General features: G+C 70.2%; 20 protein-coding genes. 11 read left to right on the plus strand and 9 right to left on the minus strand.

Going from position 1 to position 22,073, the window contains the following annotated elements:
• The first annotated feature begins 225 nt into the window (after positions 1–225).
• The 3 genes from ACFXKZ_RS11985 to ACFXKZ_RS11995 all read left to right on the plus strand — a co-directional run bounded on the left by ACFXKZ_RS11985 (position 226) and on the right by ACFXKZ_RS11995 (position 3,494).
• Positions 226–1,134 carry an SDR family oxidoreductase gene (locus ACFXKZ_RS11985; RefSeq protein WP_379999163.1) on the plus strand — a complete coding sequence of 303 codons (909 nt, stop codon included), beginning with the start codon at positions 226–228 and terminating at the stop codon, positions 1,132–1,134.
• Positions 1,135–1,270: 136 nt separating this feature from the next.
• The gene (locus ACFXKZ_RS11990) at positions 1,271–2,458 is read left to right on the plus strand and encodes an acyl-CoA dehydrogenase (RefSeq protein ID WP_379999165.1); all 1,188 of its coding nucleotides are present in this window, start codon (positions 1,271–1,273) and stop codon (positions 2,456–2,458) included.
• 49 nt (positions 2,459–2,507) lie between these two features.
• Positions 2,508–3,494, plus strand: coding sequence for an acyl-CoA dehydrogenase family protein (locus ACFXKZ_RS11995; RefSeq protein WP_379999167.1), 987 nt, complete (start codon positions 2,508–2,510; stop codon positions 3,492–3,494).
• A gap of 681 nt (positions 3,495–4,175) precedes the next feature.
• On the opposite strand, the gene ACFXKZ_RS12000 is transcribed toward ACFXKZ_RS11995, so the two are convergent.
• The 4 genes from ACFXKZ_RS12000 to ACFXKZ_RS12015 all read right to left on the minus strand — a co-directional run bounded on the left by ACFXKZ_RS12000 (position 4,176) and on the right by ACFXKZ_RS12015 (position 8,912).
• Positions 4,176–4,997 carry a class I SAM-dependent methyltransferase gene (locus ACFXKZ_RS12000; protein WP_379999169.1) on the minus strand — a complete coding sequence of 274 codons (822 nt, stop codon included), beginning with the start codon at positions 4,995–4,997 and terminating at the stop codon, positions 4,176–4,178.
• Positions 4,998–5,069: 72 nt separating this feature from the next.
• Positions 5,070–7,214, minus strand: coding sequence for an MMPL family transporter (locus ACFXKZ_RS12005; RefSeq protein ID WP_379999171.1), 2,145 nt, complete (start codon positions 7,212–7,214; stop codon positions 5,070–5,072).
• A 192-nt stretch (positions 7,215–7,406) separates the two neighbouring features.
• Positions 7,407–8,027, minus strand: a complete 621-nt coding sequence (locus ACFXKZ_RS12010) for an ArsR/SmtB family transcription factor (protein ID WP_379999173.1) — start codon at positions 8,025–8,027, stop codon at positions 7,407–7,409.
• A 108-nt stretch (positions 8,028–8,135) separates the two neighbouring features.
• Positions 8,136–8,912 (minus strand): hypothetical protein, encoded by a 777-nt coding sequence (locus ACFXKZ_RS12015; protein ID WP_379999175.1) that lies wholly within the window; start codon positions 8,910–8,912, stop codon positions 8,136–8,138.
• A 157-nt stretch (positions 8,913–9,069) separates the two neighbouring features.
• Between ACFXKZ_RS12015 and ACFXKZ_RS12020 the strand changes: the two genes are divergently transcribed.
• Positions 9,070–9,849, plus strand: a complete 780-nt coding sequence (locus tag ACFXKZ_RS12020; RefSeq protein ID WP_379999177.1) for an SDR family NAD(P)-dependent oxidoreductase — start codon at positions 9,070–9,072, stop codon at positions 9,847–9,849.
• Between the two features lie 43 nt (positions 9,850–9,892).
• Here ACFXKZ_RS12020 and ACFXKZ_RS12025 read toward each other — a convergent pair whose 3' ends face one another.
• Positions 9,893–10,678, minus strand: coding sequence for a TetR/AcrR family transcriptional regulator (locus tag ACFXKZ_RS12025; protein WP_379999179.1), 786 nt, complete (start codon positions 10,676–10,678; stop codon positions 9,893–9,895).
• Between the two features lie 140 nt (positions 10,679–10,818).
• On the opposite strand from ACFXKZ_RS12025, the gene ACFXKZ_RS12030 reads away from it, so the two are divergent.
• Positions 10,819–11,520, plus strand: a complete 702-nt coding sequence (locus tag ACFXKZ_RS12030) for an NAD(P)-dependent oxidoreductase (protein ID WP_379999181.1) — start codon at positions 10,819–10,821, stop codon at positions 11,518–11,520.
• Between the two features lie 203 nt (positions 11,521–11,723).
• On the opposite strand, the gene ACFXKZ_RS12035 is transcribed toward ACFXKZ_RS12030, so the two are convergent.
• Positions 11,724–12,617 (minus strand): GyrI-like domain-containing protein, encoded by an 894-nt coding sequence (locus tag ACFXKZ_RS12035; RefSeq protein ID WP_379999183.1) that lies wholly within the window; start codon positions 12,615–12,617, stop codon positions 11,724–11,726.
• 220 nt (positions 12,618–12,837) lie between these two features.
• Here ACFXKZ_RS12035 and ACFXKZ_RS12040 point away from each other — a divergent pair, with 220 nt between their 5' ends.
• The 3 genes from ACFXKZ_RS12040 to ACFXKZ_RS12050 all read left to right on the plus strand — a co-directional run bounded on the left by ACFXKZ_RS12040 (position 12,838) and on the right by ACFXKZ_RS12050 (position 14,858).
• Complete coding sequence (locus ACFXKZ_RS12040) at positions 12,838–13,398, plus strand: dihydrofolate reductase family protein (RefSeq protein WP_379999185.1); 561 nt, start codon at positions 12,838–12,840, stop codon at positions 13,396–13,398.
• A 171-nt stretch (positions 13,399–13,569) separates the two neighbouring features.
• Positions 13,570–14,193 carry a GNAT family N-acetyltransferase gene (locus ACFXKZ_RS12045; protein WP_379999186.1) on the plus strand — a complete coding sequence of 208 codons (624 nt, stop codon included), beginning with the start codon at positions 13,570–13,572 and terminating at the stop codon, positions 14,191–14,193.
• Between the two features lie 119 nt (positions 14,194–14,312).
• A complete protein-coding gene (locus ACFXKZ_RS12050) occupies positions 14,313–14,858 on the plus strand; it encodes an AAA family ATPase (RefSeq protein WP_379999189.1) in 546 nt (181 codons plus the stop codon).
• Between the two features lie 40 nt (positions 14,859–14,898).
• On the opposite strand, the gene ACFXKZ_RS12055 is transcribed toward ACFXKZ_RS12050, so the two are convergent.
• From ACFXKZ_RS12055 to ACFXKZ_RS12065, 3 genes are all read right to left on the minus strand, one after another.
• On the minus strand, positions 14,899–15,618 hold the full coding sequence (locus ACFXKZ_RS12055; RefSeq protein ID WP_379999191.1) for a radical SAM protein: 720 nt from the start codon (positions 15,616–15,618) through the stop codon (positions 14,899–14,901).
• A complete protein-coding gene (locus ACFXKZ_RS12060) occupies positions 15,615–16,088 on the minus strand; it encodes a hypothetical protein (RefSeq protein ID WP_379999193.1) in 474 nt (157 codons plus the stop codon). Before ACFXKZ_RS12060 ends, ACFXKZ_RS12055 begins: the two co-directional genes overlap by 4 nt.
• Positions 16,089–16,262: 174 nt before the next feature.
• Positions 16,263–16,733 (minus strand): ATP-binding protein, encoded by a 471-nt coding sequence (locus ACFXKZ_RS12065; RefSeq protein WP_379999195.1) that lies wholly within the window; start codon positions 16,731–16,733, stop codon positions 16,263–16,265.
• 245 nt (positions 16,734–16,978) lie between these two features.
• Here ACFXKZ_RS12065 and ACFXKZ_RS12070 point away from each other — a divergent pair, with 245 nt between their 5' ends.
• The 3 genes from ACFXKZ_RS12070 to ACFXKZ_RS12080 all read left to right on the plus strand — a co-directional run bounded on the left by ACFXKZ_RS12070 (position 16,979) and on the right by ACFXKZ_RS12080 (position 21,906).
• Positions 16,979–17,869, plus strand: a complete 891-nt coding sequence (locus ACFXKZ_RS12070) for a helix-turn-helix domain-containing protein (RefSeq protein ID WP_379999197.1) — start codon at positions 16,979–16,981, stop codon at positions 17,867–17,869.
• On the plus strand, positions 17,841–18,044 hold the full coding sequence (locus ACFXKZ_RS12075) for a DUF397 domain-containing protein (RefSeq protein ID WP_379999199.1): 204 nt from the start codon (positions 17,841–17,843) through the stop codon (positions 18,042–18,044). The genes ACFXKZ_RS12070 and ACFXKZ_RS12075 overlap by 29 nt, the downstream gene beginning before the upstream one ends.
• A 3,172-nt stretch (positions 18,045–21,216) precedes the next feature.
• Positions 21,217–21,906: a hypothetical protein gene (locus tag ACFXKZ_RS12080; RefSeq protein WP_379999201.1), complete on the plus strand. Its 690-nt coding sequence runs from the start codon at positions 21,217–21,219 to the stop codon at positions 21,904–21,906.
• The last annotated feature ends 167 nt before the right edge of the window (positions 21,907–22,073 follow it).

Here is a 22,073-nt window from a genome sequence, read left to right on the forward strand (position 1 = left end):
TTCGGGTCGGTGTGGTTCGACTCGACTCGACTCGACTCGACTCGATTCGGGTCGGGTCGGGTCGGGTCGGTTCTTCGGTACGGACGTGCCGCGTGGTCATGGCAGTGGCTCGCGGTGCGGTGGCAGGGGGCGGCTCGTCGACTTTCTCGGCGGGCCGCTTCCGAGGTATTCGACGTGGGTCGGTCCTCGGTACGGCGTCGGTCTTCTACACCAGAGGGGCCTGGAATGAGTGGGATCTGCGAGGGGCGCGTCGTCATCGTCACCGGTGCCGGCGGCGGCATCGGGCGCGAGCACGCGCTGGCATTCGCCCGCGAGGGCGCGCACGTGGTGGTCAACGACATCGGTGCCTCGCGCCAGGGCGACGGGCGTTCGCTCGGCCCGGCCCAGCAGGTCGTGGCCGACATAGAGGCGCTGGGCGGCAAAGCGGTGGTCAACGCGGACGACGTCGCCGACTGGGCGGGCGCGGAGCGCCTGGTGCAGACCGCCATCGACACGTTCGGCCGGCTGGACGTGGTGGTCAACAACGCGGGCTTCCTGCGTGACCGCATGCTCGTCTCGCTGGGCGAGGACGAGTTCGACGCGGTGATCCGGGTACACCTCAAGGGGCACTTCGCGGTGATGCGGCACGCCGGCGCGTACTGGCGGGCCCAGGCGAAGGCGGGCGTCGAGGTCGACGCGCGGCTGATCAACACCACGTCGGGTGCGGGGCTGATGGGCTCGGTCGGACAGGGCAACTACGCGGCGGCCAAGGCCGGGATCACCTGCCTGACCCAGATCGCCGCGGTGGAGATGGGCCGCTACGGGGTGACCGCCAACGCGATCGCGCCGGCCGCGCGCACCCGGATGACCGAGGAGGCCATGCCGGACCTGGTGCGCAAGCCCGAGGACGGCGGCTTCGACTTCTACGACCCGGCGAACGTGTCGCCGCTGGTGGTCTGGCTCGGCTCGACCCAGTCGCGGGAGGTGACGGGGCGGGTCTTCGAGGTCGAGGGAGACAAGGTCTCCGTCGCGACCGGATGGCAGCACGGTCCCGAGGCCACGGCGGGCCGGCGCTGGGAGCCGGCCGAGCTGGGGCCGGTGGTGGCGAAGCTGCTCGACGAGGCGCCGACGCCGACTCCGGTGTACGGGGCCTGAGTTCGGCGGGGCCGCTGCGGCGGGTTGCTTCCGGCGGGTTGCTTCGGTCGGGTCGCTGCGGTCGGACGCCTCGGTTCGGCCGTCTTCGTTCGCTTTTTCGTTTGCCCGTTCCCAGTTCGACAGGGAGTCGACGACCATGGACCTGCGGTACACCGAGGCCGAGGAGGGCTTTCGCGCGGAATTGCGCGCGTGGCTCGATCAGGCCATTCCGTTGCTGCCACCCAAGCCCGATCGCAACGACTGGCCCGGGCGACGCGCCTACGACACGGCGTGGCAGCGGTTGTTGTTCGACGCCGGATACGCGGGCCTGCACTGGTCGGTAGAGGCCGGCGGCAAGGGCGCCACGCCCACCGAGCACCTGATCTTCCTGGAGGAGACCGAGCGGGCCGGCGCGCCCTACGTGGGGGCGAACTTCGTCGGCCTACTGCACGCGGGGCCGACGATCGACGCGGCCGGCACCGACGAGCAGCGGCGGCGGTATCTGCCGGGGATCCTGCGCGGCGACGACGTGTGGTGCCAGGGCTTCTCCGAGCCGGGAGCGGGCAGCGACCTCGCCTCGCTGCGCACCCGGGCGGTGCGGGACGGCGACGACTACGTGGTCAACGGTTCGAAGATCTGGACGTCGCACGCCGAAGTGGCGGACTACTGCGAGATGTTGGTGCGCACCGACCCGGACGCGCCCAAGCACAAGGGCATCACCTGGCTGATCGTGCCGATGGACACGCCGGGGATCACCATCCGGCCGCTGGAAACGGTGATGGGGACCTCGGAGTTCGCCGAGGTGTTCTTCGACGACGTACGGGTGCCGGTGGCCAACCGGGTGGGTGAGGAGAACGACGGCTGGCGGGTCACCATGGTCACCCTGTCGTTCGAGCGCGGCACCGCGTTCGTCAGCGAAGTGGTGGCGTGTCAGCGGCTGTTGCGCGAACTGGCGGCGCTGGCGAAGAAGGTGACGCGGCGTCAGGCCACCGCCTGGGACGACGTCGCGTTGCGGCGCGAACTGGGCCATCTGACCGCTGAGTTCGAGGCACTGTGGGCGCTGACCAAGTGGAACGTGTCCGAGGCGCAGCGGTCCGGGGTGCCCGGGGTCGGCGGCTCGGTATTCAAGCTGCGGTTCTCCGAGACGAAGCAGAAGGTGTACGAACTCGCGCACCGGCTGCTCGGGCGGGCCGCCCTGGCCGTGGACGACGTCGCGGGGTTGCCGGGCGCGACGCTGATGGACGAGCGGCTGTCGTCGCTGTCGTACACGATCGCGGCGGGTACGTCGCAGATCCAGCGCAACATCGTGGGCGAGCGCATCCTCGGTCTGCCGAAGGAACGGTGAGCGGGGTCGTGGGATTTCGGCCGGGGCTGAGCGAGGAGGTGGTCGGGACATGGATTTCCAACTGAGCGAGGACCAGCGCGATCTGCGGTCCGGGGTAAGGGAGTTCTGCGAGGGCCGGTTCGACCGGGAGCGGATGCGGGTGCTGGTGGACACCGCGCCGGTGCCCGGCATGGTGGACCGTGCGCTGTGGCGGGAACTGGCCGAGACCGGGTTCTTCTCGCTGCGGATCGCCGAGGAGGCGGGCGGAGTCGGACTCGGGGTGGCCGAGGCGGCGCTGGTGTACGAGGAGGCCGGGCGGGTGTTGTTGCCCGGGCCGCTGGTGGCCACGCATCTGGCCGCGTCACTGCCGGGGCGGTTGGGTGAGGAGGCCGCTGCGGGTGACGTGGTGGTCGGGCTGATCGAGGGCGACTCGTGGCCGCTGCTGGTGGAGCATCTGGACGCGCTGGATTGTTTGTTGGTGCTGACGGACGAGGGCATCCGGCGGGTGGATCCGGCATCGGTGCGGGGGGCGCCGGTCGCGCATCCGGTGGATCCGTTCACGCCGGTGACGGCGGTGGACGAGCTGCCGGCCGGCGAGGTGGTGGCCGATGCGCGGGTCGCGCAGGAGTGGCGGCGAGTCGGGGCGGTGCTCACGGCTGCGCTGCAGTTGGGCATTGCGGGGCGGCTCACCGAGTTGGCTACGCAGTATGCCAAGGAGCGTGAGCAGTTCGGTCGGGTGATCGGGGGGTTCCAGGCGGTCAAGCACCTGTGTGCGGACATGCTGGTGCGGACCGAGATCGCTCGGGCGGCGGTGTACGCGGCGGCGGTGACGTTGGATGACCCCGCGGTGGGGGATGTCGAGGTCGCGGTGCTGACGGCGAAGGTGATGGGGGACGACGCGGCTACGCGGAATGGGAAGGACGCCACGCAGGTGTATGGGGGGATGGGGTTCACCTGGGAGGTGGACGTGCATCTGTATGTGAAGCGGTCGTGGGTGCATGCGACGCAGTTCGGGGCGGCGGAGGAGAACGAGGCGGCATTGGCTGCGACCCTTTAGCCGTGCGGGGGCGGGGCGGGGGTTGGCCTTGTGCGGTGAGCCTCAAGCGCCGGCCGGGCTGATTGGCCTCAAGCGCCGGCCGGGCTGGTGGGGCTTGTGTGTTGGCCGGCCGCACGGGTTGACCGGGATGGTTGGGCTCGAGCCGGGACGGCGGATTGGGTCGTGCGATGGCTGGGCTCGGTGGGATTTGTGAGTGCCGGCGGTGTGGCGGCTGGTGGGGTCGGTCGGGTTGGAGCGTTTGGCCGGCGTTGGGGTTGGGTTGCGTTGGGTGGCCTCAAACGCCGGCCGGGCTGAATGGGTCTCAAGCCTTGGCAGGTTGAGGGGCTCATGCATCGGCCGGGCTGATGGAGCTCATATGGGCGGGGCTGGTGGGCTCGTGGGTTGGGTTGGGTTGGGTTGGGTGGCCTCAAGCGTCGGGCGGGCTGATGGGCCTCAAGCGTTGGCCGGGCTGGTGGGGCTTGTGCCGGCGGGGCTGGTGGGCTCGTGGGTTGGGTTGGGTGGGCTTGAGCGGCGGCTGGACTGAATGGGGTTTGAGCCCCGCCTGGCTGCTGGGGCTCATACCGGCTGGGTTGATGGGCTCGGGTGCCTGTGGGGTGGGCTGAATGGGGCCCCTGTCGCTGGTGGGCTGCTGGAGTTCGGTTCATGTGGCGTGTGGGGTGATTGGGGTCTTTGCTTGGGGTGTCATGGGGTTTTGCGGCGTTTGATTCGGACGATGTCGTGGTCGTGGTGGATGGTGTAGCCGGTGCCGGGTGGGTCGGTGAAGTGGGTACGGACGTAGTTTTCGAGGTCTCCGTGGGTGGGGCGGGTGGGTCGTTCGGCCAGGTCCGGGACGTTGGCCATGAACTCGGCTACCGCGAGGGTGTCCGGCAGGTTGTCGGCGTGGAAGCGGACCGGGAGGGTTTCCAGGGTGCAGGACTCGACCAGGTCCTCGTGGCCGGTTCCGAGTGCCTTTGCCGTCGGTGACAAGTCGAAGCGGATGTCGTAGAAGTGCCGTACCAGGCGCATGCATTCGTTGTCGGGGTTCTGTAGGACGAGGACCAGTTCGCCGCCCGGGCGGACCCAGTCGAGCAGCCGGCGCACCGTGGGCAGATACTGCGACTCCGGCAGGAAATAGAACATGTGCGAGCACAGCGCGAAGTCGGCGAGGGCGGGCGGCGCGGCCGTCTCGACGGGGTCGCTCAGCACCTCCGCCTCCGGGTAGGTGAGGCGGAGGGCGTCGCGCATGTACTTGCTGGGTTCGATGGCGATGGTGCGCTCGAAGTGGCTGCCCAGGTACCGCGTGGTCGCCCCGGAGCCCGCCCCGATGTCGAGGAACACCGAGCGTTGGGGCAGCTGTTCGACCAGGGCGAGCAGGTGGGCGTGGGTGACGGCCTTTTCGTCCGATCCGGCGAGGAAGAGTTCGAAGGCTCGGCGGTAGTCGTCGGTGGTCACGTCGAGGACGCGGATCGGGTCGTCGGGCGAGTGGGCTTCGGACGAATGGGCTTCGGACGGTGGCAACGCCATCGGTTTGGCCTCCCGGTGTGGAACACCCGCTGATCGCTGTGTCGTTGCCGGTCGCTGTGTGTCCGGCGCGGACTACGCTACGGGATCTTCGCGCGGGTCCGCGGTCTTCGGGCGGCGGCGGGTCGGCCACCAGAAGGCGCGGCCGGTGTCCAGGGCCAGTGCCGGGACCAGGATCGAGCGGACCAGGAAGGTGTCGATCAGTACGCCGAGGGCGACCAGGGCGCCGATCTGGATGAAGGCGACCTGGGGCGCGCCGGTGAGTGCGGCGAAGGTGGCGGCCAGGACCGTGCCGGCGCCGGTGATCACGCCGCCGGTGGCGGTCAGGCCGCTCAACACGGCCGATTCGTGGGCGTGGGTTCGGGCCTCCTCGCGGATGCGATGGATCAGGAAGATGTTGTAGTCGGCGCCCAGTGCGACCAGGAACAGGAAGCCGACCAGCATGATCTGTACGTCCATCGCCGGGAAGTCCAGGACGTGGCGGAAGAGTTGCCAACTCAGGCCGAGGGCGGCGAGGTAGGACAGCAGTACGGTCGCCATCAGGAGCAGCGGCGCGACCAGGGCGCGCAGGAGCAGAACCAGGATCAGGAATACGACGCCGACCACCAACGGGATGACCGTGCGCCGGTCGTGCGCCTGGGCCGCCGCCTTGTCCACGCCGGTTGCGGTGGGGCCGCCGACGAGGGCGTGGGCGTTCGGGACGGCGTGTACGGCGGCCTTGATCGCGGACAGCCGGTCGACGGCGGCGTCGCTGTCCGGGGGTACGTCCAGGACGGCTCGGATCTCGACCAGCGTGCCGTCGGTGGAGCGGAGCGGTGCGCCGGGTGTGCCGATGCCGGGGACCGCACGCAGGGTGTGGGTGACGGCGTCCGCCGACGCGGCGTCGGCGACGATGCGGACCGGGCGGCTCCGGCCCGCCGGGAAGTGCGCGGCCAGCAGCTCCTGCCCGGCGACGGAGTCGGGTTCGCCGACCACGGTGTGCGCGTTGTCCAGGCCGGTTTCGACGCCGAGAGCGCCCAGGGCCAGTACGCCGAGGGCCAGGCTCGTGCCGATCCAGACCACGCGCGGGTGGCGGGCCACGCCGCGACCCAGCCGGGGCCAGATCGAGCGGCGGGCGCTCGGCGCGGCGCCGTGGCGCGGGATGAGCGGCCAGAACACCCGGCGGCCCAGGACCACGAGCAGCGCCGGGAACAGGGTGGCCATCACCACGAAGCCGCAGCCGATCGCGATCGCGCCGGCCGGCCCCAGGGTGTGGTTGAAGCCCATGTCGGCGGCGAGCAGGCACAGCAGGGCGGCGGCGACCGTCGCGGCGGAGGCGGCGATCGACGGCAGCGCCCGGCGCAGCGCGACCCGCATCGCGGTGTACGGGGTGGGGTGTCGGAGCAGTTCCTCGCGGTAGCGGGCCAGGAGGAGCATCGCGTAGTCGGTGCCGGCGCCGAACAGCAGCGCGGTGACGGTGATGGTGTTGCCGTCGTCGACGGTGAGGTGGGCGAAACGTTCGAGGAGGTGCCCGACGGCTCGGCTGAGCAGGAGGGCGACGGCGACGCAGACCAGGGGCAGCAGCCACAGGATCGGGCTGCGGTAGGTGAACAGGAGCAGGACGGCCACCACGAGCACGGTGACCAGGGTCAGCGTGCGGCCGGTGCTCTCGATCGCGTCCTCGGCGTCGAGTGCGTTGCCGGCCGGGCCGGTCAGTCGTACGGTCAGGCCGGCCGGCAGCTCTGCGCGGGCCCGGTCGCGGACCTTGCGTGCCTGGTCGGCGGGGGTACGGCCGGCCCTGGTCTTGGCGTCGAGCGGGACGACCAGGGTGACCGCGGCGCCGTCCACGGAGCGGCCGGCGGCGGGGATCGGGCCGCGGGCGAGCGGGGCCAGGGCGGTGCGGTCGGCCTCGACCTTGGCGAGGTCGGCGGGGCCGAGGCCGCCGGGGCGGGCGTAGATCAGGATGCCGTCCGCGAGGTCGCCGTCGGGGAAGCGGTCGGTGAGTTCGGCGACTCGGGTGGATTCGGCGCCGCGGGGGAGTTCGACGGTGGTGTTGTCGCGGGAGTGCGGTGCGCGTTGGGAGGCGAGGGGGATGGCTATGGCGATCAGGATCAGCCAGGCGAGGAGCGTCGGCCAGGTGTGGCGCCTGCCGGTCGGTGGCCGGGGGGTTCGCTCGATGGCCGGATCGGGGCCCGGTGGGTGGTTGCGGGCAGGGGTGACCGACTTGCCTGTACGGAACACGGGATGATCTCCTCGTGGGTGGATGCACGCGCTCGTGAAGACACGTCCTCGCGGACGTGGGGTGCGGCCTCCGCCTTCCGGGCCGTCGAGCTGCAACTCGACGGCCCGGAGTCGTTGCGGGGCCGGGCGCGGGTGTTGGTTTGGGGTATTGGTTCGGGTACCGGCTTGGTATTGGTTCGTGCGTGCTTCGGGTCAGGCTTGGGTGGGTGGCGACTCCGGCGACTCCGGCGACTGCGCCGGCTCCGCCGTTTCCGGAAACGCGAAGAAGCGGGTCAAGACGGTGCGGGCCTCGGGTGGGGTGTCCTCGGGGGAGCGTTTGTAGCGGTAGAGCAGCTTGATGTACTCCTCGAAGAATTCGAGGAGTTCGTCGAAGGTCACGTTGATCTCGCTGTGCGAGAACGGCACCGCGTCGGCCCATTCGCCGGGCAGGTCGGTGCCCTCGATCCGCAGCCGCGCCAGCTGTTCGAGGTCGGCGGCGAGGTCGAGGCGGGTCATCTCGTCGAAGACGGCCCGCATTTCGGTGGTCTGCTCGCTGCGCATCGGGAAGCGTCGATCGGTCTTGATCACGCGCCACCAGCGCTCGCGGCCCTTGGCCAGCTCCGGGGCCTCCTCGATGAACCCATGCTCGGCCAACTGCCGCAGGTGGTAGCTCGCCAGCCCGCTGCTCAGGCCCAGGGCGCGGCCGAGGGAGGTCGAGGTGGCCGGCCCGTCGCGCAGCGCGCGGGCGATCCGGTAGCGCAGGGGATGCGCGAGCAGGCGCAGCGCGTCGAGGTCGGTGATCTCCTGGCGCTCCGGGGGCTGGGAGGTGGTCACATGGCGAGCCTATGCGCGGACGGGAGAGTTGCAAAGATCTTTTGCAAAGAAGTTTTGCATGCCTGTGTGCTGGATGCGGGGCCGGGCGGAGGCGGAGCGGCCCGGGAGTCAGCCGGCTTTGTTCGGACCGGCGACAACCTGCTCGACCTGCTTCCGGACCAGTGCTTCGTCCGGGTGTTGTGGCGTGGTGCCGGTGAGGTTGACGCGCGTGATGCGGATCAGGGTGGTGCCCACACGTACCAGGACGATCGAGTGCACCCAGGCCTGCCCCGTGTCGGTGCGTGAGGTGGCCTCGAAGGCCAGGGTCTCGTCACCGAGGTGGGGAAAGTCGAAGGCCCGGTAGGTGAGAAGGCCGGACAAGCCGTCCTTCGTCATGTGCCGGTTCACGCATCGTGGAAGCAGGTCGCGGGCGGAGGGGATGACCTTTTTCGCCTCGTCGGCCGACAGGGAGGTCAGGCCGGAGCCGAGAATCGCGTATGCCTTGCCGCCGGGGGCAGGATCGTGGGTGATGATCGATGCCTTCGCGAGGACCTGATAGACCCCGGACGTCGGATTGCTCTGTGCGGCCAGCCGATCGCAGTCGTCCGACATGGCCGGCGGTTTGTCGTCGTCGCGGTCGGAGTCGACGTCGAGCTGCCAACCCTCCGGCATGTCCGTCTTCTTCAGCAGCACCCGCTTGAGCTCCGCCTTCGACAAGGCGCCCCCGGTGCCGGTGCCGGTGCCGGCGTCGGCCTCGGGTGTGCTCGGGCTCGGGACGGTCACGGTGCGCGGCTTCACGGAGGAGGCGTCGGCCAGCTCCTCGGCGGGACTCGCGCACGCCGTCACGGCGGCCAGGAGGGTGATCACGAGCGGGCCGACCATCCGGTGCGGGCGAACACGTACCAATGCACGAACCTTTGCGGGAGGTGGTGGGTGGGGTGCGGCCGGCTCAGTATGGCAGTCGTCGTTTGTGCTGATCAGGGCGGCGGTCCGTTGACAGTTCGCGGGGCCGGGGATATTCCTGACTGGTCGTCAGATCAGCTCGGCAGCTAGGGAGCCAGTCATGGAGCGCGACTTCGGGAGCCGGGCGGGGGCGGTCGTGGTCGTCGGGGCCGGGGGTGGGATCGGGGCCGCGATCTGCCGCATGTTCGCCGAGCGGGGGGCGGATCTGGCGGTCACCTATCGCAACGGCGCGGCGGCGACCGAGGCCGTCGCCGAGCAGGCCCGGGTCGAATACAAGCGGCGGGCTCGTGCGTGGCGGGTGGACCTGACCGACGCGGACGCGGTGGCGATGTTCGTGGCGGAGGCGGCGGCGGAGTTCGGCGGGGTGCACACGGTGGTGTACGCGGCCGGGCCGCACGTACCGATGTTGCACCTGAGTCGGGTCACCCCGGCGCAGTACCGCGAGCAACTGGACGGCGACGCCGCGGCGTTCTTCAATCTGGTACACCCGTCGCTGCCGCACCTGCGCGCGGCGGGCAACGGCAGCCTGGTCGCGGTCACCACGGCGGCCACCAGCCGATTCCCGGTGCGGGACGGCCTGTCGTCCTGTACGAAGAGCGCGGTCGAGGCCATCGTGCGCGGCATCGCGGCCGAGGAGGGCCGCTTCGGGGTGCGTGCCAACTGCGTCGGACCCGGCATGCTCACGGACGGCATGGCCGCGCGGCTGATCGACAGCGGCGACCTCGACGACCGCGCACTCGACGTGGCCCGCCGCAACATCCCACTGCGACGCTTCGGGAGCGCGACGGACATCGCCGAGGCGGTCTGCTTCCTGGCCTCCGACCGCGCGGGCTTCATCAGCGGCCAGAAGCTGGACGTGGACGGCGGCTACGGCGTTTGACGACCGCGACCGGGCCGATGCGTGCGCGGAAGGGGCACGGTGGTCATCCCCGGCGCCGAGGAGCGCCGACGTGCGCGGATGTCGAGGCGTTGTCGGGGGGCGAGGCGTTGTCGGAGGGCGAGGCGCCGAGATTCAACGATGCGATCAACTGAATGAGTTCGGCGCGGAAGAGCTTGTCCGGCGAATGTGTCTGCGCGCGCAGGTGGCCGTAGATCTCCAGGGCGACCAAGCCGTGCAGGTGTCCCCAGATCCGCAGCGCCAGGGCCACCCCGGCCGGCGGTAGCGCGGGGAACGCCGGGCGGACCTTGTCGAGCAGGCCGGGGTCGAAGTCGTCCCAGCCGAAGTCGCTGTCGCCATAGGCTCGTTCGGCGCCGTCCCAGGCTGTGTCCGCCAGCGCGGCGATGCCGACGCAGACCCGCCGGGCCGCATCCGGTGCGGCGCCGCCGTCGGGGGCCCGATAGCCGGGGACGGGGTCGCCGTAGATCAGCCGGAAGCCCTCGGGGTTGGCCAGCGCCCAGTCGCGGAAGGCGTGCGCCCAGGCGCGGATCCGCTCCGCGGGGGCGTCCTGCGCGGAAGCGGCCCACGCGGCGTCGACAGCGTCGGCGAGCGCGGTGTAGACGTCCGCGATGAGCGCCGTGACCAGGTCGTCGCGGGTGGCGAAGTAGCCGTAGATGGCGTTGGCGGTCATGCCCATCTCGCGGGCGATCGCCCGCAGGGTGATTGCGTCGGGACCGCCCGAGCCCATCAACTCCAGCGCCGTGCGCTTGATTTCGGCGGTCGTCTCGACGCGCAGTCGCTCGCGTCGTCCGGTGCTTCGGGTGCCTGCCACGTGTTCACTGTACAGCGTCACTGTGCTGATTGCCGTGCATAAACTACACGGCGTATAGTTTTTGCACGGCGTGAGACGCGGGTCCGTCCGGCTTTGCGTCGTGCACCCGGCATGAACACGTGTTGAAACCAGGGGGAACCATGCATATCGGCGTTATCGGAGCCACCGGCACGATCGGCAGTCGGGTCGTCACCGAGGCTCTTCGGCGCGGACACCGCGTCACGGCGTTCAGCCGGGATGCCTCCGCGATCACCGACCCGCGGGAAAACCTCGACTGGGCGAGCGTCGACGTACTGGACGCCACGAGCATCGCCGCCGTCCTGCCGGGCCTGGACGTCCTGGTCAGCGGCTTCCAGCCCGGAAACGCGGCAAAGGACTTCGCGGACACCGTCGAGCGCTCGATCGCGGACCCGACCGTCTATGCGACCGCCGCCCGGGCCCTGCTCAAGGCCCTGGAGAGTTACACCCGCGTCCGACTGATCGTGATCGGTGGCGCCGGCAGCCTGGAGATCGAGCCGGGCGTCGTCCGCGCCGACCATGATGAGCTGATCCACGCATCGCTCGACGAACTCGGCCTGCCTCGCGGGTACGCCGCCGCCGTACGCGGCCACCGGGAGGCGCTGAACGTCCTGCGCGCCTCGAACCGGCTCTGGACCTACTTCAGCCCCGCCGAGCAGATCGGCCCCGGCGAGCGCACCGGCCGCTTCCGCATCGGCGGTGACCAGCCGGTGCTGGACGCGGACGGCGGGAGCCGGATCTCGGCGGAGGACGCGGCGGTCGCGCTGGTGGACGAGGCGGAGATGCCTCGTTTTGTCCAGCGGCGGTTCACTGTCGGCTACTGAGGCGATTGCCGAGTCGGTTCCTGCCGCAGGGTTCGTCCATCGGCGCCCGAGGCCACGGACTCCGAATTCCGGACGTCCCTCGGCACCGTGGCCCACCAACGACGCGCCCCGCCACGCCGACTGTGTGGTCGGCGTGGCGGGGCGGTGGGTCGTTCGGGACGTGGTCGGTCGTTGACTTGCCCTGCGGTACTGCCGAACTCGGGTCAGGGCGCGGTGGGTTCCACCGGGATCCACAGGGCCGCGTCGGCTCGGGTGCCGTCTGCGGTGGGGCGGACGCGGAGGATTTCCGGGCCCGGGCGGCTGCGGTACGGGTTGGACGGGAACCACTGGGTGAAGATGTCGCGCCACAGGTATTGGAGGGCCTGCGGGTACGGGCCGGAGTTCTCGAAGACGGCCCAGGTGCCGGCCGGGACGGTGAGGGTGTCGAGGGCGTCGGGGCCGTTGGCGTCGCCGGCGCTGTCGGGAACCTGATTGCTCGTCACAACGCCGTGGTAGTAGTCGAGTTCGGTTCCCTCGGCGCGGCTGGGGTCGAGGTTGTCGGTGACCGCGACGATCCCGTCCGGGTCCTGGTCGGAGAGGGCCTTGATGCGGGTGGTCGTCTCCCGGTCGATTGCCCCGACGAACTCGGCGATCGCCTGGTTCACGCCCTCGTGGACGAGCGGGACCCTGGCCCTCTTGCCGACCACGCGGAACGCGTCCTTGTGCACGATCCGATATTGCATGGTGCTGCTCCCATCGATGACGAGTCGGAAGGACATCCGCGGCTGTGCGCTGAGCACCGCACCGGTACGCCGGGCCTCGCCCGGACCCACGCCGTGCATGGCGCGGAACGCGCGGGCGAAGGCCTCGCCCGAGGAGTAGCCGTAGCGGACCGCGACCTCCAGCAGGGTGGGCTCGCCGGCCAGGACCTCGGCGGCTGCCAGGGTGAGCCGTCGGCGTCGGATGTACTCCGACAGCGGCATCCCGGCCAGCGCGGAGAACAGGCGGCGGAGGTGGTACTCCGACGTCATGGCGATCCGCGCCAACTCGGCTACGTCGAGATCCTGGTCGAGGTGCGACTCGATGTGGTCCAGGGCCTGGTTCAGCTGCTCCAGCACTGCGGGTTCCTTCTTCCCTTCTGTTCTGCCTTCTTCCTTGCATCGACAACGCTAGGGAGGGGGCGATGGGGCGGACCCGACATCCTGTGCCCGCTTCGGTCGGGTGGATGAGTGGTCGGGTGGGTGGGTGGCCCGGTGATGTCGTCGGCGCCTGGGAGGGTGGCCGTGCCGCGTGCGGTGCGGTGTGGTTCGGTCCGCGACGAGTTCGATGAGGTGTGCGATGCGGAAGATCGTGTACTGGCAGTCGGTGACCCTCGACGGGTTCATGGAGGGGCCGAATCGGGAGATCGATTGGAGTGCGGTCGACGACGAGTTGCACGAACACTTCAACGAGCGACTGCGGAAGATGAGCGCCTTTCTGCAGGGGCGGGTCGTGCACGAGTTGATGGCCGACTTCTGGCCGATGGCGGACGCCGGTCCGGAGAGCGTTGGGCCGATGCTGGAGTTCGCCGGGATCTGGCGGGACATGCCGAAGATCGTCTTCTCCCGGACCCGCGAGTGGACCGACTGGAACACCACGACCAAACGGGACGTGGTTCCCGAGGAGATCATGGCGCTCAAGGCGGAGCCGGGCGGCGACATGGTGGTGGGTGGTGCGGACCTGGCGGCCACGTTCCAGCGGTTGGGCTTGATCGACGAGTACACGGTGTACGTGCACCCGGTGCTGATCGGCCGCGGGAAGCCGATGTTTCGGCCCACGGACGAGAAGACCGACCTGCGGCTGGTGGAGAGCCGGGTCTTCGGGAGCGGGGTTGCGCTGCTGCGCTATCAGGTCCGGTGAGGTGACGGGCGGCTCCACCGGGGTCGAGCGGGCTACGTCGCCTTCCGCGACCGCGGGTCGTCCGGACGTCGAACCGTGAGCGGCGGTCGTCCGCCGCTGCGGATGTACGTCCATGCGGTGGCCGGAGGACGCTCGTTGCGGAGCGGCGTTGGGCAAACGATCATGGCGTTCATGGCGCAACCGAGGCAGATCATCGAATGTGGAGACTTCGTCCTGCGACGTTGGCGGGCGCAGGAGGACTTCGCCGCGGCGTTCACGTTGATCGATGAATCCGTGGACCACCTTCGCCCCTGGGAGCCGTGGGTGGCTCAGCACAGCGAGGAGTACACCCGCAAGCTGCTCGAACGGTTCGAGAAGGGCTGGGCGAACGGTGACGTGTACAACTACGCGATCACCCGGGATGGCACTCCCGTAGGCATGTGCCAGACCTACCGTGCGCCCGAACCGCAGGGCCGACGTATGGGTTACTGGCTGCACCCCGCCGCCACCGGCAAGGGCCTTGCCACGAGGGCGACCGCGGCGCTGGTCGAAGAGACGTTCACCCTGCCGGAGTTGGAGTACGTGGAGATCACGCACGATGTGGCCAACGCCGCGAGTGAGGCGATACCGCGGCGGTTGGGCTTCACCGAGATCCGGCGGGAACCGGGGACGCCGCCGGTGGCTCCGTCGGGGACCGGGATCGACGTGGTTTGGCGGCTGAACCGCCCGGTGGCGGGCGGCGAGGGCGCTGCGGGCGCTGCGGGCGCTGCGGGCGCTGCGGGCGCTGCGGGCGCTGCGGGCGCTGCGGGCGGCTGAACCGGCGAACTCTCGGTGGGTCGGCGGGGGTTGCGGTGTCATTGTCGGTGTCGCTTGCGGTTCGGGTTCGGCCGGGCTTTCGGGAGGTTCGGACGAAGGCTCACTACGGGGGGTTTGCGGTGCGGGAGCTGGATTCGGCGATTGTGCTCGTCACGGGTGTCATGGCGGCCGGGAAGTCCACGGTTGCCCAGCTGTTGGCCGAGCGGCTGCCGCGTTCCGTACATCTGCGCGGCGACACCTTCCGGCGGATGATCGTGTCCGGCCGGGAGGAGGTGACGCCGCGGCCGACCGCCGAGGCGACGGAGCAACTGCGGCTGCGGCACGGGGCTTCCGCGGCGGTCGCGGACATGTACGCCCGGGCCGGGTGGACCGTGGTCGTCCAGGACGTGGTGCTCGGCGAACACCTCACCGCGTTCGTGGACGCCGTGGCCACGCGGCCCCTGTACGTCGTCGTCCTCGCCCCGAGCCCGGAAGCGGTGACGGGGCGGGAGGCCGGCCGTGACAAGACCGGCTACGGCGGGCCCTGGACGGTGGACGCCCTCGACAGGGCCCTGCGCCGGGATACCCCACGGCTGGGGTTGTGGTTGGACACCTCCGATCTGACCCCCGACAGGACGGTCGACGGCATCCTCGCGGACTTGGCGACTGCTCGCGTCGCGGGTTGATCGATCGCGCTGTCCTCTCCGTCTGCGCGGTGATGGTTGGTCAGGTTTCCGGGATGGATGTCGCGGGTGTGGCGAGGATTTCGCCGAGTGGGTGGCTTAGGGCGTTGCCGGTGATCAGGCGGTGGGGGATCGGGCCGGTGGCGACGTCGCCGTTGGCGAGGATCGTCGGGTAAGTCGCGGGCAGGCGCGGCGGGTTGGGTCGGCCGATGCCGGATCGCCGGCGGTCGACGGCGATGTGGTCCGGGCGGACGCCGAGGAGGAGGAGTTCGGCTCGGGCGGCGCCGATGCGCTGGTCGGGGACGGTCTCCACGATGTCGACGCGCAGGGGGATGTGCAGGCCGAGCGCGGTGACGATGTTGGTGCGGGTACGGATGTGGCTGCCGGGCCGGTGGGTGATGGCCTCGTGTTGGACGGGGTCGTCGGAGTACCAGCGGGTGGCGAGGCGGACTCGTTCGTGGGTGAACAGGGTCCAGTGGCAGCGGGTTACGTGGATGAGATCGGTGACGACCTCGATGTCCGGGCGGGCCCGGATCGTATGGCACAGGACCTCGGTGAACGCGGGGTGGGCGGTGGGCTCGCCGCCGGCGAATCGCACCGAGTCGGCGCCGAGTTCGACCGCCTCGGTGATGATCCGACACCAGGTCTCCGGCGGCATGAGGGCGTGGTCGACGGGGCATGGCGGTCGGCATGGGTTGGTGAGTTCGAGGGTGATGTGCGTGACGGTTCGTGTGGGGTCTCGTCGGGCGGGGGTGATGATCACGACGGGGGCTCCGGAGGGGATGGGTTTGCCGGGTCGGCGCGGAATCCGAGGCTCTGGGCTGCGGTTCGGATCGCACCGCGGACCTCGGGCAGCGTGCAGGGGGCCTGTTCTTGGTCGAGGGGTGGGACGAGCCAGACGAGGGCGTCGGTGGGTTGGGAGTTCGGGCGGGGGATGGTGATCCAGCAGCCTCGACCGTGATGGCGGGGGCCGCACCCGCGCTCGCGTGGCGGCAGGGCGTCGGGGGGTGCGGGTGGGATGAGGAAGCCGATGCGGCGGTATCGCCGGTCGAGGATGATCGGGCCCGGGGCGATGTGGCGGGCACGCAGGACGTCGAGGGCAGCCCGGCCGAGGGTTTCGCTCACCTCGATGACGTCGAAGGTCACGCCGGCGGCGACGAGGTAGGGGGCGTAGGGATTGCGGACACGGGCGTGGTCGGCTTCCACCCATGGGGGCTTCAGCAGGTATTGCATGGCGAACCGCCTTCGGTGGTACGGGAGTTGGGGCGCATTGGCATGGCCATGGCATGCCGGGACGTGCCGGGACTGCCCTTCTCCCGCCAGGGGGAGTGAGCCCGATCCCGTGGGCGCGTTGTGCGTGAGTGGCCGGCGCCGGCCGGCTTGGTGCGCGGTCGCCGGCGGTTGTTGTCAGAAGAGGTGAACCTGCGTCGGATCCGGGCGGCGGGTCGTTGTTTCGCCTACGTGGATCCAGGCGGAGACGAGCTTGCCGACGGGTGTGCGGGTCCAGGTGAACCCGGCGGCGTCCGCACACACCATGGCCAGCCCCCGGCCGCACTGGGCCTCCGCCGGGACGTCCGCGAGGTTCGAGAGGGATGGGCACGGCGAGGGGTAGTAGTCCCACACCGCGATGTCGAGCTTCCCGCCGTCGAGGGTCACTATCAGCGTGAACTCGGCCCGGGAGGCCCGCCCTTGAGCATGCCGAACCGCATTGGTGGCCAACTCACTGGCAATGAGCCGAGCCGCGTCGATGGCGTGTGCCGGGCATCCGATGGCAGTACAGAAGCTCCGCACACGATGGCGCACGGCTCCTACGGATGGTTCGACGAGGGGGAAATCCTGTTTCAGGGCGTTGCGTTGCACGGCGGCTCCCGAGATCACGCCGGAGTGCGCAGGCGGTGGGCGTCGGAAGCAGTGGAACAACGAATCCGGGTGGGATGTGTCCCTTGCCCTGCCTTGGCACAGATCTTGATCACCACTCGGTCGTCGGTTGAACGCCTAGAGTGACCATGAATACTGTCGCCCGTTTCGTGAAACGCGTCAACTTATTCGCGAAACACGATCGGGTGAATCGGTCGTGGATCGCTGCACGACGTAGGAGACTGTCCCGAGATCGAAGGAGGACGATGGGCTACGCAACAGACGATCAACTTGATCTCGCGTCGCTCCTCAGGGAGTTGCGCGTCGACTCCGGCTTGTCGTTGCGGGTCGCCGCACCCCGCGCCGACCTCTCGGCGCCGGTGCTGAGCCGGATCGAGAATGGTCAGCGACCGCCCGGGTCGATCGAGGAGATCGAGAAGCTGCTTGATGGCTACGGCACATCGGGCGAGCAGCGAGCCCGAGCGCTACAGCTGACGCAGAACGTGCTGGCCGAACAGGAGCGCACCGAGCACTGGTCGGATGCGTACGTCGACTTGCTGCCTGCCAGCTACGTTGAGTACATCAAGCTCGAAGACGAGGCCGAGTCCGTCACGGAAGTCCAGATCAACGGTCTGCCGGGGCTGTTGCAAACCGAGCGTTACGCTCGCGCGATCACCCAGCGTACGTACGCTGGGAGTGCGGAGCGGGTCGAAGACTTGGTCGCAGTACGTCTCAAGCGCCAGGAGCGTCTGCGGGGAGAGTCGCCATTGTTGTTGAATGCGATCTTTACCGAGGCGGCTCTTCGAACGCAGGCCGGCAGTCCACAGTTGATGCACCAACAGATGCAGCATCTTGCGGTGGTGGCTCGATGGCCGAGGGTGGACGTGATCGTGATCCCGTTCTCCACTGCCGTTGACGCAGCCTTGGCGAGCACATTTACCCTGTTCGAAGGCGTTGGTGGACGTCGTCCTGATCGCCCCTCGCGAGCCGCGCTGGTGGAGCAGGGCGCCGTGGTCACACGCACGATTACCACGGACGATCTCTTCGTCTCACGGGCGCGGCGCGTGATTCAACGCCTGCGGCATGCGGGGTTGGATGCAGATCAGTCACGCAAGATGATTGATGTTTATGTCGAGTATTGGGGAACCCGTGATTGACCAAGCGTGGTTGCTGAGGTGGCGCAAGTCTACGTACAGCCAAGACGACGGGGCATGCGTCGAGGCGGCGTCGGCAGCTTCGGTTGTCGCAATCCGAGACTCGAAAATCCTCGCAGGGCCTGCGATCGGCTTCAGCGGAAGTGAGTGGGCTGCGTTTCTCGACCATCTCAAGTAGGCATGGCGGACAGAATGCCGACTGCGCGGTTGCGTGGCGTGTTCTGGTGAAAGTCGTCGCGGAGCCAGTAGGAGTCGTGCGTGTGTCGAGGGGGCGGCCGACGATTCGGCGGTCTTCGCGTGTGACTCGAAGCCGCCGACACCCCGGAGTTGAGCTTCGGGCGCGCCTCCTGGGGGCCGGGATCCGCTGCGCTCCGCCACTCCACGGGCCGGAGCCGAAATCGCCGGCGGTCCGGGTCAGATGCCTGGGCTCTCGGCCAGATGCGGGTGCTGCCACGGGAAAGGCGCCGGTAGCGGAGGGGCTGGGCTGGGTGCGTCGGCTGCCTTCCGGGTGAGTGGGGTGTTTCCGGTGGGCGTTGCGCTTCGGTCCCGGGGCTGGCACGGGGCCGGTCCGGCACGTGGGGTGGGCCGCCGCCGGCGTGTGGGGCTCCGGGACCTGGGGTTTCCAGTGAGGCGAGCGTGGTGGTCGGCATAAAAGCACCCGGCGGCGGCGGGCGGGGTGGGTGCTCGGGTTGGGTTCGCCGGACGTGCGTTCCCGAGTAGGCCGGGTGTTTTCGGCGGGCGTTGCGACTGCGGGTGGCGGGTGGCGGGTGGCTGGTACGGGGCCGGTCAGAGTCGACGGCGGGCGGCCGCCGGTGTGCGGGGCTCCGAGACCCGGGGCGTCCGGTGAGGCGAGCGTGTTGGTCGGCGAAAAAAGCGACCTGCGGCTGCGGGCGGGGTGGGTGCTCGGGTTGGGTTCGCCGTGCGTTCCCGAGTGGGCCGGGTTCTTCCGGCGGGCGTTGCGCTTTGGGTTGCGGGTGGCTGGTGCGGGGCGGGTCAGGGTCGATGGTGGGCTGCCGCCGGTGTGCGGGGCTCCAAGACTCCGGCTTTTGGCGAGACGGGCGTGTTGCTCGGCGAAAAAGCGGCCAGCGGCGGCGGGCAGGGAGGGCGCTCGGGTTGGGTTCGCCGGGCGTGCGTTCCGGAGTGGGTCGGGTGCTTCCGGCGGTGGTTGCGGGTGGCCGGTGCGGGGCCGGTCAGGGTCGGTGGTGGGCTGCCGCCGGCGTGCGGGGCTCCGAGACCCGGGCTCCCGACGAGACGGGCGCGTTGGTCGGCGAAAAGCGGCCGGCAGCGGCGGGCAGGGAGGGCGCTCGGGTCGGGTTCGCCGGGCGTGCGGTCCCGAGTGGGTCGGGTGTTCTCGGCGCGCGTTGCGCCTTTGGCTGCGTGGGCTGGTGCGGGGCTGGTCAGAGTTGGTGGTGGGCCGCTGCCGGCGTGCGGGCCCGAGCCTTCGCGGTCGCGACGAGACGGGTGTGTTGGTCGGCGAAAAGCACCCGACGGCGGCGGGCAGGGTGAGTGCCCGGGTTGGGTTCGCCGGGCGTGCGTTCCCGGGTGGGCCGGGTTCTTCCGGCGCGCGTCACGCCTTTGGCCGCCGATGGCCGGTGCGGGGCCGGCCAGAGCCGGTGATGGGCCGCCGCCGGCGTGCGGGGCTCTGAGACCCGGGCTCCCGGCGAGGCGGGTGTGTTGCTCGGCGGAAAACCGGCCGGCAGCGGCGGGGAGGGAGAGCCCTCGGGTCGAATCCGCCGGCGAGCCTTCCCGAGCGGGTCGGGCGTTCCCGGCGACAGTCGCGCTTCGGCTGCGTGGGCCGACACGGGGCTGGTCTGAGTCGGTGGTGGGCCGCCGCCGGCGTGCGGGGCTTCGAGGCCCGAAGTCCCCAGCGAGGCGCGTGTGTTGCTCCGCCCCGGTTGGCGGCGGCGGGGAGGGGCATTTCGATGTGTGCTTGGTTTGTGAGGGCGGGAGTTCACGAAGCCGGACGGCGTGGGGTGCCGTGGCCTCGACGTGAGAGAAAACCGCAGGTCAGTGCGAAGGAGGGGCGTTTGAGACGCTTCGGGATCCGGTTTCGGCTCCCGCTGGGCACTTTCGGTCTTCTCAACGGCCTGTGGTCGCGGTGCTCGAAGTCGGCGGCGACTGGGCGGTTTTGGTCTTTACAGCGGCGTTGAGGGTGTCGGAGCGCACGAAACCGGCACTCGACGCCCGACTTTACGCCCCAACTCCGCAAAACCGCAGGTCACCGAAGCTCGAAGCCCACAACCACCCATCGCGATCCGGTTTCGAACCCCAACTCCCCTCCAAACGCGCCCGGAGCACCCGACCCACCCGGGAACGCATGCCCGGCGAACCCGACCCGAGCGCCCTCCCTGCCCGCCGCAGCAGGCCGCTTTTCCGCCGAGCAACACGCCCGCCTCGTCGGGAACCCCACGTCTCGGAGCCCCGCACGCCGGCGGCGGCCTGCTCGACGACTCTGACCGCCCCCGCACCAGCCCACGCCACCACAGGTGCAACGCGCGCCGAGAACACCCGACCCATTCGGAAACGCATGCCCGGCGAACCCAACCCGACCACCCTCCCTGTCCGCCGCTGCTGGTCGCTTTTAAGCCGACTAACACACCCGTCTCGTCGCGACCTCGAAGTCTCGGAGCCCCGCACGCCGGCGGCGGCCCACCATCGACCCGGACCAGCCCCGCACCAGCCACCCGCAACCCGAGGCGCAACGCGCGCCGGAAGCACCCGGCCCATTCGGGAACGCATGCCCGGCGAACCCAACCCGAGCACCCACCCCGCCCGCCGCCGGGTGCTTTTGCGCCGACCAACACACCCGCCTCGCCAAAAGCCCCAAGTCTCGGATCCCCGCACGCCGGCGGCGGCCCACCACCGACTCCGACCCGCCCCGCACCAGCCACCCGCAACCCAAAGCGCAACGCCCGCCGGAAACGCCCGGCCCACTCGGGAACGCACGCCCGGCGAACCCGACCCGAGCACCCACCCCGCCCGCCGCTGCCGGCCGCTTTTTCGCCGACCGACACGTCCGCCTCGCCGGAAACCCCGGGTCTCGGAGCCCCGCACGCCGGCGGCGGCCCACCACCGACTCAGACCAGCCCCGCACCAGCCAGCTGCAGCCACAAGCGCAACCCCGGCGGAAACGCCCGACCCCCTCGGGAAGGCTCGCCAGAGGGCTCGACTCGACTACCACCACCACCCTGCCCGCGCTGCCCACCGGGTTGAGCCCGTCTCGAGCGGGCGGGTGGGCGGACGCCCGGCGGGTGATGCGTGCTGGGGCGACCTCCGTGTGCCGGTGCCGCAAGCGGTGGAACGCGCAGGTCGTAGGCTCAACGCGCGCGTAGTCGACGCGCGTTGCCTTCATGGAGGAATCGTTGCGCCTGTTCATGGTGCCCGTCGTGGGTGCCGTTGCGTTGGTCGTTGCCGGGTGTGCCGCCGAGAAGGCCCCGTCGGTTCGGGGCACGGCGGCTCCGAGTGTGGCGGCCGAGGTCGTCCCCGCCGCGGGGCAGACCGCGTCGTCCGCCGACGTGACCCGGATCGTGCGTACCGGGATCGAGCGGGTGCGCTCGGCCTCGTCGCTGCACATGGTCAAGACCGCCGAGAGCGACCAAGGTTCGCCGACCGTGATGGACCTGCGGATGGTCGCGGGCAAGGGCAGCCGCACCAGTGTTCGGGAGGGCGACCGCGCGATCGAGGAGATCGTGATCGGTGCGGACCTGTTCAGCCGTGACGGCTACGGTCCGTGGGAGCGCTACGCCGTGGATCCCGAGCACCCGTCTATGTCGAGTGGGGAGGTCGCCGCGATACCGACCTTTGCCCAGTCGCTCTACGAACAGGCCGCCCACCCGGAGGCATTGGCGATCGTGGAGCCCGTCAAGATCGATGGTGTGCGCTGCTTCGGCGTGCAAAGCGGCACGCTGATCGCCTATTTCACACCGGGTGACGGCGGATACCTCCGCCGCTGGACGCAGCGCACCCCGATCACCCACCTGACCACCGACATCACCGAGCTCGACAAGCCGATCGACCTGAAGCCCCCGACCGTCCGATAGGCGTATGCGGCATGGGCGTTCGCGCGGCGCGACGGACAAGCCCCGCGCGATGGTTCACGCGGGGCTGGAAAACCGAACGAGGGCGACCCCCGCACCTGCGGGAGTCGCCCTCGGCCCGGTCGCCGCCCTCGGCCCGGTCGCCGCCTTCGGCCCGGTCGCCGCCTTCG

This window comes from Embleya sp. NPDC059237 (assembly GCF_042754105.1).
Taxonomy (GTDB): domain Bacteria; phylum Actinomycetota; class Actinomycetes; order Streptomycetales; family Streptomycetaceae; genus Embleya.

Excerpts from the sequence above, each read along its gene's own strand:
- ACFXKZ_RS11985 (WP_379999163.1), top strand. The coding sequence starts at position 226 with ATGAGTGGGATCTGCGAGGGGCGCGTCGTCATCGTCACCGGTGCCGGC.
- ACFXKZ_RS11990 (WP_379999165.1), top strand. The coding sequence starts at position 1,271 with ATGGACCTGCGGTACACCGAGGCCGAGGAGGGCTTTCGCGCGGAATTG.
- ACFXKZ_RS11995 (WP_379999167.1), top strand. The coding sequence starts at position 2,508 with ATGGATTTCCAACTGAGCGAGGACCAGCGCGATCTGCGGTCCGGGGTA.
- ACFXKZ_RS12000 (WP_379999169.1), bottom strand. The coding sequence starts at position 4,997 with ATGGCGTTGCCACCGTCCGAAGCCCATTCGTCCGAAGCCCACTCGCCC.
- ACFXKZ_RS12020 (WP_379999177.1), top strand. The coding sequence starts at position 9,070 with ATGGAGCGCGACTTCGGGAGCCGGGCGGGGGCGGTCGTGGTCGTCGGG.
- ACFXKZ_RS12030 (WP_379999181.1), top strand. The coding sequence starts at position 10,819 with ATGCATATCGGCGTTATCGGAGCCACCGGCACGATCGGCAGTCGGGTC.
- ACFXKZ_RS12040 (WP_379999185.1), top strand. The coding sequence starts at position 12,838 with ATGCGGAAGATCGTGTACTGGCAGTCGGTGACCCTCGACGGGTTCATG.
- ACFXKZ_RS12045 (WP_379999186.1), top strand. The coding sequence starts at position 13,570 with ATGGCGCAACCGAGGCAGATCATCGAATGTGGAGACTTCGTCCTGCGA.
- ACFXKZ_RS12060 (WP_379999193.1), bottom strand. The coding sequence starts at position 16,088 with ATGCAATACCTGCTGAAGCCCCCATGGGTGGAAGCCGACCACGCCCGT.
- ACFXKZ_RS12070 (WP_379999197.1), top strand. The coding sequence starts at position 16,979 with ATGGGCTACGCAACAGACGATCAACTTGATCTCGCGTCGCTCCTCAGG.
- ACFXKZ_RS12075 (WP_379999199.1), top strand. The coding sequence starts at position 17,841 with ATGTCGAGTATTGGGGAACCCGTGATTGACCAAGCGTGGTTGCTGAGG.
- ACFXKZ_RS12080 (WP_379999201.1), top strand. The coding sequence starts at position 21,217 with ATGGAGGAATCGTTGCGCCTGTTCATGGTGCCCGTCGTGGGTGCCGTT.